The sequence below is a fragment of the Altericista sp. CCNU0014 genome, from assembly GCF_044923475.1.
Lineage (GTDB): Bacteria > Cyanobacteriota > Cyanobacteriia > Thermosynechococcales > Thermosynechococcaceae > JAAURS01.
The window spans coordinates 3,158,252-3,172,361 of sequence record NZ_CP137338.1 but is presented as its reverse complement, the minus strand read 5'-3'; the positions used below and the strand labels follow the sequence as shown (position 1 = coordinate 3,172,361).

10 protein-coding genes are annotated in these 14,110 nt (G+C 52.6%); 2 read left to right on the top strand and 8 right to left on the bottom strand.

The window, feature by feature from the left end; genetic code table 11:
* Positions 1-106: 106 nt before the first annotated feature.
* On the bottom strand, positions 107-1,057 hold the full coding sequence (locus tag R6H26_RS15335; protein WP_404783491.1) for a M23 family metallopeptidase: 951 nt from the start codon (positions 1,055-1,057) through the stop codon (positions 107-109).
* Between the two features lie 292 nt (positions 1,058-1,349).
* Here R6H26_RS15335 and R6H26_RS15330 point away from each other — a divergent pair, with 292 nt between their 5' ends.
* Both R6H26_RS15330 and R6H26_RS15325 read left to right on the top strand, forming a co-directional pair.
* Positions 1,350-1,841, top strand: coding sequence for a 2TM domain-containing protein (locus R6H26_RS15330; protein WP_404783490.1), 492 nt, complete (start codon positions 1,350-1,352; stop codon positions 1,839-1,841).
* 216 nt (positions 1,842-2,057) lie between these two features.
* Positions 2,058-4,562, top strand: a complete 2,505-nt coding sequence (locus tag R6H26_RS15325) for a glycogen/starch/alpha-glucan phosphorylase (protein WP_404783488.1) — start codon at positions 2,058-2,060, stop codon at positions 4,560-4,562.
* 136 nt (positions 4,563-4,698) lie between these two features.
* On the opposite strand, the gene R6H26_RS15320 is transcribed toward R6H26_RS15325, so the two are convergent.
* From R6H26_RS15320 to treY, 7 genes are all read right to left on the bottom strand, one after another.
* Entirely contained in the window at positions 4,699-5,076 is a 378-nt protein-coding gene (locus tag R6H26_RS15320; RefSeq protein WP_404783486.1) for a nuclear transport factor 2 family protein, read from the bottom strand.
* Positions 5,077-5,128: 52 nt separating this feature from the next.
* Positions 5,129-6,034, bottom strand: a complete 906-nt coding sequence (locus R6H26_RS15315) for a DMT family transporter (RefSeq protein ID WP_404783485.1) — start codon at positions 6,032-6,034, stop codon at positions 5,129-5,131.
* 13 nt (positions 6,035-6,047) lie between these two features.
* Positions 6,048-6,584, bottom strand: a complete 537-nt coding sequence (locus R6H26_RS15310) for a GNAT family N-acetyltransferase (protein ID WP_404783484.1) — start codon at positions 6,582-6,584, stop codon at positions 6,048-6,050.
* 40 nt (positions 6,585-6,624) lie between these two features.
* Positions 6,625-7,080: an HXXEE domain-containing protein gene (locus tag R6H26_RS15305; protein WP_404783483.1), complete on the bottom strand. Its 456-nt coding sequence runs from the start codon at positions 7,078-7,080 to the stop codon at positions 6,625-6,627.
* 71 nt (positions 7,081-7,151) lie between these two features.
* Positions 7,152-9,548, bottom strand: a complete 2,397-nt coding sequence (locus tag R6H26_RS15300) for a heavy metal translocating P-type ATPase (RefSeq protein ID WP_404783482.1) — start codon at positions 9,546-9,548, stop codon at positions 7,152-7,154.
* Positions 9,549-9,649: 101 nt separating this feature from the next.
* The gene (locus R6H26_RS15295) at positions 9,650-11,161 is read right to left on the bottom strand and encodes a trehalase family glycosidase (protein WP_404783481.1); all 1,512 of its coding nucleotides are present in this window, start codon (positions 11,159-11,161) and stop codon (positions 9,650-9,652) included.
* A gap of 158 nt (positions 11,162-11,319) precedes the next feature.
* Positions 11,320-14,106 carry a malto-oligosyltrehalose synthase gene (treY, locus tag R6H26_RS15290; RefSeq protein WP_404783479.1) on the bottom strand — a complete coding sequence of 929 codons (2,787 nt, stop codon included), beginning with the start codon at positions 14,104-14,106 and terminating at the stop codon, positions 11,320-11,322.
* Positions 14,107-14,110 lie beyond the last annotated feature (4 nt).

Genomic DNA, 14,110 nt, shown 5'->3' with positions numbered 1-14,110 from the left:
TTCCCCCAGAATTGGGGGGCTAGGGGGGCGAATGCAGGATTGAATGAGTTTCATGAAAGATGTGTGTACGCGGTAGCCGTACCGACGGATAAATTGAATCAAATCCTTAATTAAACCCCTGGTTCCGCCAAGGACCTGGATCGACCGACTTGCCAAACACGAATAGCCCCCAGTGCAGGTGAGGCCCCGTCACGGCTCCCGTCCCGCCCAAAGCGCCGATCGTCTGACCCGCCTTTACAAAATCGCCCTCTTTAACATCAATGCGGCTGAGGTGCAGGTAAACGCTCGAAACACCTTGACCGTGATCGAGTCCCACGCAGTTGCCGTGGACCTTAAATCGCTTTGCCTCTCGACCGACCAACGCGACCCGTCCGTCAGCGGGAGCCACGATCGCAGAGCCGTAGGCCCCCGCATAATCGACACCACGATGGAAGTAATCCTTTGCAAAAACGCCGTTATAGTAGCGCCGCACGCCATAAACGGTCGTCACCGGGCCGTTATTGGGTTTGCGAAAAGGCCCATTCCAGTACTTTTGGGGCGTCACGATTGCCTTGAACGCATCCATGCGATCGAACTCGTACTCGTCGGAGTTAGAGTCGGAACCGGGCCGCAGCCAAATGCTTTGGGTGGGAAACCAACGTTTTTTCAAATTGAGCTTAAATGCTTGCGTATCCGTCCCATTGTTGACCTGCACCGTAAGCGGCCCTGGCTTATCTAAGGGCGTCGTAGGCACGAGGGTGCGGTAAAGATTGGCATTGAGGCTAAAGGCAGGATAAGTTTTGGCTCCCACCCGGACTTGAGGGGCAGCGCCACTCCCATCGGCCTGCATCGTGACGGTAATGGTATCGCCCAACTGCGGCGAAGTGGGCGATACTTTTGCGAGCAAAGCTTGGGCGGGATGGACGAGCACACTGCTCAGGACCGCAATAGCAATGACGGATAGGCTCAAGATCGAGGGGGTCGATTTAAGGCGATGACCGACGAGCCGAAGCGCGGCATGAAGCCGCTGGAGCGATTTTGAGAACGACGCGCGTTTCGAGCGAGCAAACCACGACATAGGCGTATGGAGTGAGGAAGAAAAATAATGGAAAAACCTTAGCACATTCGCAATCCTTTGAGGCTCGCGACGGAGGCTGTTTAACTTAAGGATAAAGAGCCGCAAATCGACGATCCTTAACTCGCACAACTTTATTCCTTCATCTCGATCGCGGTAAAATCTTTACCTATACTGGCAATCGCAGCAAACGGGTACGGTTATCTTACCTTCCACGCTGTTGCTTTGCATTTGACATAATGGAACTATCTAAACTAGTACCGATTTAACTTAATGCACTCAGATGAGGGCGGCCATGGTGAATCCTGAAGTCTCGGATCGCAACCGTATCTATACCCAAGAAGATGTTCAGCAAATTTTGAACCTGGCCATCGCCCAGCACGCCTACGAGGGCGAATTCTCTCGCGACCAACTCCTCGAAATTGCTGAAGACTTAGCGATCCCAGCGGCGATCGTCCACCAGGCGGAGCGAGCTTGGATTCAATCCAACGACGAAAACCTCAAGCGCGAGGCGTTTAATCAACATCGTTGGGCGGAACTCAAGCGTAAGGTGGGCCGCTTTGCCATCTTCAACGTCATTTTTATCCTGCTCAACGCGCTGATGGGATTTGGATTTCCCTGGTCGCTTTACATTCTGCTGTTTTGGAGCCTGTCGATCGGACTTAAAGCCTGGAACGCGATTCACTTGAACGGAGAGGCTTACGAAAAAGCATTTCAACGGTGGTATCGCACCTATAAAGTCCGCAGTCTCGTCGGTCGCTGGTTCGATCGCTTGTTGAGCGTCTAGCGCTGAGGCGTCCTCACCTCATTTGGTGTCGTGGATAACCATTTTGAGCAGATGACTGTGAAAAGCTGGCAGTAGACCCAATCCTGTAGATAAAACTCCAGGATGCGATCGCGTTGTGCGACACTGACAGTGAGGATAGCTTTAAGACGACAAAGGTCAAGGCGTTTCTTGGCTGTTGATTGAAATAAATATTGGACGCCTTCAAGGACTTGATGCATGCAAACGGCCTCTGACCTAACCATTGAAACGATGACCTGCGACCTCAGCCGAACTGGCCTAGGGGTTGACATACTCAAGCGCTCGTTTCTCGACAATCTGTTCTACGTGCTGGGTAAGTTTCCAGGGCTTGCCAGCCAGAATGACTACTATCAAGCATTGGCTTATACCGTGCGCGATCGCATGCTCCAGCGCTGGATCAACACCGCCGCCACCTATACGAATGCCGGATCCCGTACTGTTGCCTACTTGTCAGCGGAATTTTTGATGGGTCCTCACTTGGGCAACAACTTAGTCAACTTGGGCATCTACGACCAAACCAAACAGGCCATGACCGAACTCGGTCTAGATTTTGACGAGCTTTTAGAGCAAGAAGAAGAACCCGGACTCGGCAATGGCGGCTTGGGGCGATTGGCCGCCTGCTACCTGGATTCCTTAGCCACCCTAGACATTCCGAGTATTGGCTACGGCATTCGCTACGAATTCGGCATCTTTGCCCAAGATATTAAAGATGGCTGGCAAATTGAGCTGACAGACAAATGGCTCAGAGCCGGAAACCCGTGGGAACTTCCCAGACCGGAATGGGCCGTGCCAGTCAAAATTGGGGGCCATACAGAGCATTACGTCGACAATCGAGGGGTGAAGCGCGTCCGATGGGCGCCTTATCAAGTGCTCAAGGGGATTCCCTACGACACGCCGATTCTGGGGTATCAGACCAATACAGCTAACACCCTCAGGCTGTGGACTGCCCAAGCCCCAGAATCCTTTGACTTTGGCGCGTTCAACTCCGGCGACTATTTAGGTGCAGTTCACGAAAAGGTTTTTTCAGAAAATATTTCCAAGGTTTTGTACCCCAACGACGACGGATCTCAGGGCAAGCTTCTCCGTTTGACCCAGCAGATCTTCTTTGTCTCTTGTTCGCTGCAAGACATGATCCGCATCCTAGGGCGTCAGGGCATTCCGGTGGAAAAATTTCACGAGAAATTCGCAGTACAGCTCAACGATACGCACCCGGCCATTTCGGTTGCGGAGCTCATGCGTCTCCTGATCGACGACCATGAAATGGAATGGGATACAGCTTGGTCTATCACTCAAAAAACCCTGGCCTATACCAATCACACCTTGATGCCGGAAGCCTTGGAGCGCTGGCCGGTCGATTTATTCGGACAAATTCTGCCCCGGCACCTAGAAATCATTTACGAAATCAACCTTCGGTTCTTGGATGAGGTGCGGCTTCGCTTCCCCGACGACGACGCGCGGTTGGCGCGAATGTCCTTGATTGATGAGAGCGGCAGTCGCTACGTCCGCATGGCCCACCTTGCCTGCGTGGGCAGCCATGCCATTAACGGCGTGGCTGCACTCCATACCGAGCTCCTCAAGTCCGACGTGCTCAAGGATTTCTGGGAGATGTATCCAGAGAAATTCAGCAACAAAACCAACGGCGTGACGCCGCGACGGTTTATGGTGTTGAGCAACCAACCTTTAGCGAAGCTGATTTCTGAAAAAATTGGCAATGGCTGGGTGCGGCATCTCGACGAACTGCAGAAGCTCGAAGCCTACGCAGACGATCCCGAGTTTCAGCAGCAGTGGCGATCGATCAAGCAAGATCGCAAGCGAGAGCTTTCCATCTACATTCAAAACCATTACGGCTTGACGGTAGACCCCGCCTCCCTCTTCGACATTCAAGCCAAGCGAATTCACGAGTACAAGCGCCAGCACCTTAACGTGCTCCATATCATCGCCTTGTACAACCGCATTAAAGCTAACCCAGATGTCGAAATTACGCCGCGTACGTTCTTGTTTGGGGGTAAAGCCGCTCCGGGCTACTACATGGCGAAGTTAATTATCAAATTAATTAATTCTGTCGGCGATGTTGTAAACCGCGATCCTGACGTGCGGGGACGTCTTAAAGTGTTGTTCATGAAGAACTTCAACGTGAAGTTTGCCCAGCGGGTCTATCCGGCTGCGGATTTGTCGGAGCAGATTTCTACGGCGGGTAAAGAAGCCTCTGGGACGGGCAATATGAAGTTTGCCCTCAATGGTTCGCTGACCATTGGGACCTTGGACGGCGCAAATGTTGAAATCCGAGAAGAGGTCGGTGCTGAAAACTTCTTTTTGTTCGGACTGACAGCCGAAGAGGTCTATGCCAAACGCGCCCAAGGCTATCAGCCTGCGGACTACTACAATCGCTATCCCGAACTCAAACTGGCGATCGACCGGATCTCCTCTGGCTTTTTCTCCCACGGCGATGGAGAAATCTTCAAGCCGTTGGTAGACCTGCTCTTGCACCAAGATCCGTATTTCGTCCTAGCAGACTTTGCTTCCTATATCGACTGTCAGGATGAGGTCAGTTTGGCCTATCGCGATCGCGATCGCTGGACGCAGATGTCAATTCTAAATGCCGCGCGGATGGGCAAATTTTCCTCCGATCGCTCGATTCGGGACTACTGCAACGAAATTTGGGATGTGAAGCCAGTTGCAGTAGAGCTGTCGGCGTTCTGTTAGATCGCCGCATCAAGGCCCGTCGAGGTTATGGCAAATTAAAGTCTGGGAAAGTTCTCGTACCGCTAGGGTGCGGGGGCTTTCTCGCAGCCGCGTATCGTGCGGTTGCATATCGATCGTTCTCGCGCAATGGAGGGGTTCAACCCATCGCGCTGACGCTACCACCCGCGATTTGCCACCCATTTTCGCCTTTACGCCAAACTCTCATATAGCGGTAATCACCTGCGAAGGCATTTCCCAAATAGGTGCCGCTCGAGAAAATTTGGGCCGATGCGAGAGCAAAGCGATCGCTCCAAACCCGGATTTCTAGATCTTTGGGTGTAAATTCCTCAAACTGGGTGCCGCCAGTGCGATGCAACTCCAAATCCATTGCTTTGGTCGCCAACTCGCCAGTTGGCCCCGCAAAAAGCAGATCGTCGGCAATCAGGGCATCCAATTCAGCCACGTCCGAGGCAAGCATTGCGGCATAAAGTCGCGTCTCGCATTCGCGGATTTGGGTTTCGATTTCTGAATTCATTTTTCCTCCTGTGATACATGCAGCCAAACTGCGCGCAGTACGACGATCTGCTCTATCCGCTGCTATCTTTGGCGATCGAGAGCAATCCCCAGAAAACTAGGATACTGCCAACCCCAAACCAAAGCGACGGGATTTCTTGTAAAGCGACAGATGCAAACAACACCGCAAACACTGGCTCTAGCAACAATATTGCAGCGGTCAGTACGATTGGCAAACGCTGAGCTGCCACTGAATAGCAGAAAAATGGCAGAGCTGTAGACAAGATCCCCAACCCTGACAATACGAGAATGACCTGGCGATCGATGCCGAGGCCAATCGATGATTTAGAGAAGAGGATGGTACACGAGAGAGAGAAAAGACTTCCCAGCAAACAGGTCATAAAAACAACGTTTATCGAGCTTGGCGCAATCTGCTGATGAGTAAATCGATCGAACCAAACGGTATAAAGCGCCAGCAAACCAGCAGCGCCCAGTGCCAAAAGATAGCCTGCCATTGTTTGCCAAGCAGCGGCGCGATCGCTAGAGAGCTGCGGCAGCACGAGCAGACTGACGCCAGCCATGGCGAGTAACAGGCCAAAGCCCTCACTGCGCTCGATCTTTAAGCGGACAAAATACTTGTAAGCAATAATAAACAGGGGTGAGGTCGCGAACAACAAGGTCACTTCACCCAAAGGTGCCATCTGAAATGCCATTGTCCCCAAGATGTAAGACCCGATCGCCAGCAAACTCAACCACCAGATCGGTGGAGTGTGGAGGGAGCGAGTGAGGTCGCGCCGGATCTTTGGCTTTAGTAAAAGTATCGGCAGCATTGCAACCGTGGCAACGAGAAAGCGACCTGCCAAAATGGCAAAGGGAGACCATCCGGGAAGCCATCGAACGAAGATGCCCGCCATTCCCCACGCAGCCGTGGCGCACAGGGCTGCCATCAACCCCGTGCTGTCTAGGTTGAATTGAGTCATAGGGCGACACGTTTTATCCATTAATTTTTTCCCGGTCAGGTCGCCAATCCGATCGGTTCAGGCGATAGACAAAGCAGTCGTCGTCACCGAACGTTCGCGGTTCGACGAATTGAAAACCCAGGCGTTCGTAGAAACGGTGAGCGCGGGTATTGCTCGCCAATGGATCGATGAGTACCGCTGTCACGAGCGGATCGGCGAAACATCGAGCCAGTGCAAGCTGCATCATTTGCGTTCCATAGCCTTTGCCTAACTCCGCTTCTTCCCCGATCCAGATATCGATGGCGCGAAGATTGGGGTCAATATCTCCCCAGTAATGGCTGTCTTCCCGTAGCGGATCGATGATTTGAATAAATCCAATCGGACGACCGTCAATTTCGGCGATCAGTTGTTCTCTCCAATCAGGATTTCGAGAAAGTTCTACCTCCCAACCCCAATCATCGTTGGGATCTGATTCGACGATATGGGGTAGCTCATCCCAGCGTCGAAGCAGGGCTAGATCGGCAGGAGTTGCGGGACGCAGTTTGACCGTGCCATTGATATTCTCAGACAAATTACCGATCTCCTTAATTCTGTAGCAATTTGAGGTCGTTTTATACCTGGGTTTCCGATACGCTTGCCCAGAGCAGCCAGACTGATATTGCCAAACCGATCGCACCGCTAATGAGAAATTCTTGGAGCGTTAAAAGACGATGGATATAACCCAAAACATAAACCAAAATGCTGAGGGGGAATAACAACAGCAATCCCGTCCAACTGCCCGGTCGCAGTTTTTGCAGTTTCCAGCTCAACCCGAGATGATCCAATAGGGGATGCGTCAGACCAATGGCGGGTAAAATGCCACCCACAACGGGCAATTGCCAACCCGCGATCGCAACTCCAATGGAAAATATAAAGACAGGCAGATTTTCTAAGAACAGCAAGCGATTGAAAACAACCGCTCGCCAGTTAGGTTTGAGCCTTTCGTATTCAGGCAACCAGACTTCGGCAATCGTATGCACGATGAGGGCGATCGCCAATAACCAAATTGAGAAATCTTGAACTTTCACGACTACCTCCCAAGCTGACGGACAAACGCGTTACGTCGAATGATAACGCCTCGATCCAGAGCGCGATCGCGTCAGGTCAATTTCGTCCCGCGCAGGGTGAGAGCATTCGTCACGACGCTCACCGAGCTAAAGGCCATTAGTGCTGCGGCCATGGCAGGATTCAACAAAATTCCAAAAGCAGGCAGAAAAACACCTGCGGCAAGCGGAATTCCCAGCAAGTTGTAGCCCAACGCCCAAAATAGGTTCTGCTGAATCGTCCGAAACGTCGCGCTGCTCAGCTTTAACGCGCGACCCACATCTCCCAGCCGAGGTGCTTGCTGCGCGAGCTGACGGTGCATCAATACAATTTGAGCCGTCTCGATCGCCACATCCGTCCCAGAGCTGAGAGCAATCCCCACGTCCGCCTGAACCAAGGCAGGGGCATCGTTAATGCCATCCCCCACCATTCCCACTTTTTTGCCCTCTGCTTGTAGCGCTTGGATCGCCTTCGCCTTATCTGTGGGAGACACCGCCGCGTAAATCTCCTCGGGTTTCAGCCCCAATTGATGCCCGATCGCCTCCGCCGTCGCGCGTCGATCGCCCGTCAACATCAGCACCTTCAACTTTTGCTGCCGCAGTGTCGCGATCGCCTCCACCGCATCGGGCCGCAGCGGATCCTGGAGCGCAATACCGCCCCCGTACCGTCCGTTGACAGCCAGAAACACGATACTGAGACCTTGGGCGGCCAGTGCGTCGGCTTGGTGCAGGTCGTCCTCTCCGACTTCAACGCCCTGCTCTGCCAGCCAAGCAAGACTGCCCAAATGCAGCCTTTTGCCATCCACCTCTCCAGACAGGCCGAAACCGAGATGAGCCGACCAATCCGTAACGCTAAACCGCTCTAGTTGCAGTTCGGCAGCCTTAGCTAAAATGGCTTCGGCAAAGGGATGTTGGGCATTGGTTTCTAAACTCGCTGCAAGTTGAATCAATTGCTCCGGCGTTTCTAACGCTTGCATTGTGGCGCTCGACCAGTAGGTTGCCACCACTGGATTGCCCGTCGTGAGGGTTCCGGTTTTATCGAACGCGATCGTATCGAGATGGTGAACCGCCTCTAACACATCGCCCCCTCGGATCAGCAAACCCCGCTCCGCGCCCAAACTGGTCCCCACCACAATGGCCGTGGGCGTTGCCAAACCCAACGCACAGGGGCAGGCCACCACCAAAACGGCGATCGCCAGTTTCAAGCTCAGCAATAGCCCCAGGCGATCGGGATTTGTCTCGGCGGGCATCGCATGGGTTGCAGACCCCGCATAGTGCAAAACCTCCGGCCAGAGATGGGTGCCGATCGCCGCCCAAAAGCAGAAGGTCAACGCGGCGATCGCCATCACGCCGTAGACGAAGTAACCGGATACCCGATCCGCAATGCGTTGAATCGGTGCCTTGCGGGCCTGAGCCGCTTCCACGCATTGAACGATCTGGGCCAGCGCCGTTTCAGAGCCAGTGCGCGTCGCTTCCATCACCACCGCCGCCGACTGATTCAGCGTCCCCGCCATCACGAGATCGCCCGGCCCCTTCTCCACAGGTCGCGATTCCCCCGTCAGCATGGCCTCGTTCGCCGAAGACTGCCCGGATTGGATGACGCCATCCACCGGAAACTTGTCCCCCGGCAACACTTGAAGAAACGTGCCGACTCCAACCCGATCGACGGGAATTGCCTCGCTTTGGATCGGATCTTGCAATGGATCGAGGACGCGACGGGCGATCGCGGGTTGCAGGCTCAAGAGTGCCTTAAACGAAGCCGTTGCGCGACCCCGCGCTTGTTCTTCTAAGGTGCGGCCCAGCAGCACGAGTCCCACAATCATGACGGGCGCGTCGAAGAAGCATTCCCAGCCGATCTGCGGAAAGACCAGTGCTACATTGCTGGCAAGGTAAGCCGTCCAAGCGCCCAGACTGACGAGAGTATTCATATTGGGGATGCCGCGCTTCAGACTGAGCGCCCCGTCGATCGCCATCACTCGACCGGGGATGGCAAGGGCAATGGTGGCCAGTCCCCAATGAAACCAAAGTTCGCCCAAGATGGGAAGATGCAGGCCCGTAAATTCGTGCAGGTGCCCGATCGAAGACAGCGCCACCAGCACCATGGCTAAGCCAATTTGTCCCAGGCGTCGAACGGCCTCGGTTTGCAGGCTGGAATCTTTTGCTTCAGAAGGGTGGGGGGATTCGACCTGAGTGGGAAAGCCGAGATCGGTAAGGGCGATTGCCAAGCCGCTTGCAGAGATGGTTTCAGCTCGATAGGCGATCGTTGCTTTTTCTGTCACTAGATTGACTGAGGCAGAGACCACACCTTCCCTTTGGCCCAGTGCCTTCTCTACCGCCTGCACGCAGCCCGCACACTTCATGCCTTGGACGTGCAAAATAGCTTCCTCTACTTGAATCGACACGCGAATACACCCTTGAAACGTCAAGCTGTTCTTTACTCTGTTGTAATCCATAAGCCCGACTCCCGACCGTATTTAGCGGTACGGTAAGAGCCTTTGCGAACCTGCAAGAACGAACGCGCACGCACGCTATTTCTAGCAGTACTTCAGATTAACTATACCAATAGAGCCAAAAGCTCTAGAAAAACCCCATTAGTCCATCCAAAGCCCTCTTCATTAGAGCTATAGCCATACAAAATTTCATCAGAAACGTTAGAAGAACGGGTGCAGACATCGTACTTCTCAACTAACGTGCCATCTTTTTCAAATTCCTGAACGAGCATGGCAATGAACTTACGCGCAATACGACGCCCCTCCGTTTGGTAATCGTAGCGCAGCAAACCCTTAACCGCGATCAGGGTTAAGGGTGCCCATCCAAAAGGAGCATCCCACTGGTTGCCGCTGACGTGGGTGCTTGAGAGTAGCCCGCCCGGTGCCTCAAATAGGGCTAAGTTTTCGACCACTTTTGCCGCCTGCTCTGGGGATGCAATCCCCGCCCAGAGCGGATAAAAAGTAGTTGCAAATTCGTAATTGCTTTGCTTGCCCGTATGAAAGTTGTAGTCAAAGTACAGTCCTGCTGATTCGTTCCACAGGAGATCGTCGATGCGGTGGTGGCGCTCTTGCGCGCGGTGATTCCATTGTCGGGCAACGTCGTTATTTCCAGCTCGCTGGTGGATCTCAGCAATGTCCTGCTCCATTCGGTACAGCAACACGTTGAGACAAACGGGTGCGTAGTGAATGATATCTACGCTGAAGGGTCCGAAGCGGTTAGAAATATCGAATCCCGACTCTCGCATAGAGCGATCGCCCTTATAAAATAAATCCGTCAGGCAATCTCGATCGCGATCGTAATAAAGGTCGAGGTCGTACGCCTTTACAGAGGCGCGGCGATAGTAGTCCTTGACCCGTTCGTAGTGGGTTCTCCCGCAATTGTCTTGCTCGGAAGCGAGTACTTCAGGAGAAGGCCCCTCGCCCAGAGCAAAGTAGCGCGACAGCCCAGTAGATTGGTTCAGGTGAGGCGGAACGGTCCAGTAATAGTAGTAGCGCTCTGCCGCGGGTAGCGTAGATTGAAGCCATGCTTCATCTTGGGTGCGCTCAAACAGTGCCAAAATCATCAGAGTGAGGACGGGCGGCTGGGAGCGCGATAGCATGTAGGTGCGGTTCGCATTCAGAATAGTGCCGTAGTGCTCCACTTCGTATAAAAGCTGTTCGACCATGTTTTTGGCAAGCGCTAGTTCGCCATCTTGCAGTAGTCCTAGCTGGATAAAATAGCTGTCCCAGCCATACATTTCATTAAACCGTCCGCCGGGAACGATGTAAGGATGCGGCAAATACAAAAGACCGTGCGGTTCGATGAGTTCTGTTTCTGCTGGCAGTACTCGCAGCTCGATCTGGCTCCATTCTTCCGCGCTTAATGTACTTTTTAAGGTTTGCTCGATGCAGTTCTTGTCTTCTTGAGGTGAGATGTAAACGAGGTAGGGCTGGCCTTCGGGATGCTCTAGCTTGGGATCGCGAGCTGCTTCTAAAAGATGTTGATGGGAGCGGTAGAGGGTTTGCCAAGTTTGTTTGATATAAGTTTTAACGGCCTGAATTCGATCGGGCTGGGGGAATGTTTCGGGAATATTCATAAAAAATATTTTGAAGGGAAAATTTAATAGCTAGCTTGCTTTATGTAGCGGTTCTGAGTTGGATGAAATACTGCATCTCGCAGTGGCACAGAGTCTTGCATCGCTCCAAGGTATATCGGGTTTGAGCGAAAATGACCGCGAACAGTGTAAAAAGAACGCTAGGTTTGAGCGATGAGTAAGGCTGCTGGAAAATGTTGAAAAGCTTGTCCTACTAAAAAACGAGCGTTGAACTTACCGGACTCAGCCGTAACCGCATTTGTCCAAATCGAACCGACACCTTCTGGCAACTCGACCTGCGTATCCTGCCAGACCGCTTCGGTAAGCGGCAGCTGAGGTGGCTCGACCAAGCCTGTCAAAAACCGCGGCGCAATGGCGATCGCCACTGTACCTTGATACCAGCGGGCGAAGGCCACAACATGCTCGGCAAACTTGCCTATAACGTTAAGCGGTTGGTAACTGCCTTTTTCAAAGACATCCCGATAAGATTTACGAGCCTGAAGCAGTTGGGTCGTCAAGAATAGCTTGACTCGGCCATCTTCTGGGCTAGCGAGCAGCTCTGCAATCAATGCCAGGGGATCGGCCAAGGTCCGCCTTTGGATTTCACCTAGCAGCGAGATTCGTCGGGCATAATCAACGGGGCGGCGGTTGTCGGGATCGACTAAGCTGAGGTCCCAAAGTTCGTTGCCTTGATAAAAATCGGGAATTCCCGGCGCTGCAACTTTCAGCAGCAATTGGGACAGGCTGTTAAAAATACCGTAGGTTGCAATGCGCTGTTGAAAGGGACAAAATGCTTGCAAAAATTCAGCATCCCTTAAAATCGTTTCGACAAACAGGGCATAGCCGTCTTCATACTCAACGTTGGGCCGCAGCCAAGCCGTGTAAACCTTGGCTTCCCGGACAGCTTTGATGGCGTACTGCTTCACCCGTTCGATAAATTCAGGTCGTTCTGCTTCCTCAAAGGGAAACGCACCGACGAGGGTGTGGTAGAGAAAATACTCGTCATTCCGGCTGGGAACGGCTTTTCCATTAACCTGCAACTTTTTAGCATCATTGATTTTTTGCCAAGCCCCCACCCGATCGTTCCACTCATGTGGGACTTCGGAGAGGATGTTAAGTCTGGCGCGGACATCTTCGCCGCGCTTCGTGTCGTGGGTGGCACTTGCGTTTTGAGTGTAGGGCCAACGCGCTCCTCTTCTTTGGTTAAAGCAATGAAAAGCCTCGAGCGAGATACCAAATTGACTGGGATTACCGCCTACTTCGTTGAGCGATAGCAGCCGATTGTAAATATACAACGCCGTATCTTCTACGCCTTTTGCCATTAAAGGCCCAGTAAGTTGCTGAAACTTCATCACGAAATTTAGTCGTTCTGTTTGCTGTTCCGGGGCAAGCGAGCTTTCATCTTGGCCCAGCAGTAGCGTTTGAATGTAGGTTAGTTCTCTATGCAATAGCGGCGCATCGGCAACGGCTTTGGCGATCGCCGTTTTAATGTAGGTCCGGTCTGTATCGCTCGCCCGGTCGGAAGTGATATAGGTTCGATAGACCGGAAACAGAGCCAAAACTTCGCTCAAGGCACGAGTTAGTCCGTGCCTTGTAAAGTCTGTGCCTGCCCTAGTCTGAGCCGAGATCGACTTGAGCTTTTGAGCGAGGTTGTCCACATCTCCGGCTAAATTCTTTTCAAGAATGAGTCGCTTTTTTTGGGCGATTAGTTCTTCATAGGACACATCCATCTGAGTAAAGTCCAAGTAGCTCTCTTGGAGGGAACTTTCACGAGCGGACAGGCAAAAAATGCCGTTCGCATAGTTCAAGAAATCGTAGCCACTGGTGCCTTCGATCTCCCATTCTGACGGGAGATCTTCCTGAAGCTCTAGAATTTTCTCGACGGTCACGTACGTGTCTGGAATTTTCTGTTTGAGTCGCTTCAGATACTGTGCCGGATCGTAAAGACCATCGATGTGATCTACCCGCAGCCCCGTAAAAGTACCTTGAGCTACTAATTCTTCAATCAGCGCGTGGGTTTTGTTAAAAACCCTCAGCTCTTCCACCTTGACAGAGATCAGTTCGTTGACGGTGAAAAATCGCCTGTAATTAATTTCCTCCGCACCCACTTTCCAAAACGACAGTCGATAAAACTGCTCTGATAGCAGCGCATCCAGGGCGTTGAAACTTTCTGGCTTCCCTTGCTCGCCGTTAAAAAATTCAATGGTGGCCTCAAAAACCGCTTTTACATCCTTATTTTGGGTATATAGCTCCCACAGCAAGCTTTTGACAAACTTGACTCCATCGTAGCGTTCGCGGCCCTTAGCCTCGGCGGGGATACTTTTAACGAGGTAAAGCACGCCCAAAAGCTTAATAAAACCGGGATGATTGCGACCGAGAGCTTTTGCGAGCTGCCCTAGCTTCTGAGTGATGAAGCGAGCGTAGGAATCTAACCGAATGGGTAGCTTTAACGCGTGGTAGTAAAGGCTGAGACCCGTCTCCTCATACGCGAGTTGGAGTTCGCCGTTTTCGAGACATTCGCCGTAAAAGTTTCCGAGCAGTGGCGCGAGCACTCTCCCCTTTAAGCTCTCGGAGGCGCGATCCCACTCAATATCGAAAAAATCAAAGTCTTCCGCATCCGGCCCGTTCTCTAGGATATCCATCAAATAAGGGTTCTGGCTGTCGTATGCCATGTGGTTCGGGACGATATCCTGAAGCCAACCCATGTCATAGTGCCGGACGGTACGGGCTAGGGCAGCAAATTGCTCTGGCGTGCCGAGTTCGGGGTTGAGCTGGTTCGGATCGACCACGTCATAGCCGTGCGAACTTTTGGCCCTAGCCTTGAAAATAGGTGAAGCATAGATGTCGCTAATGCCCAAATCTGCGAGATAGCCCGCAATGTTTTGGGCGGCCTCAAAGGGAAAGCCGCGATGAAATTGGAGGCGATAGGTCGCAATGGGTATTCGCATAGCT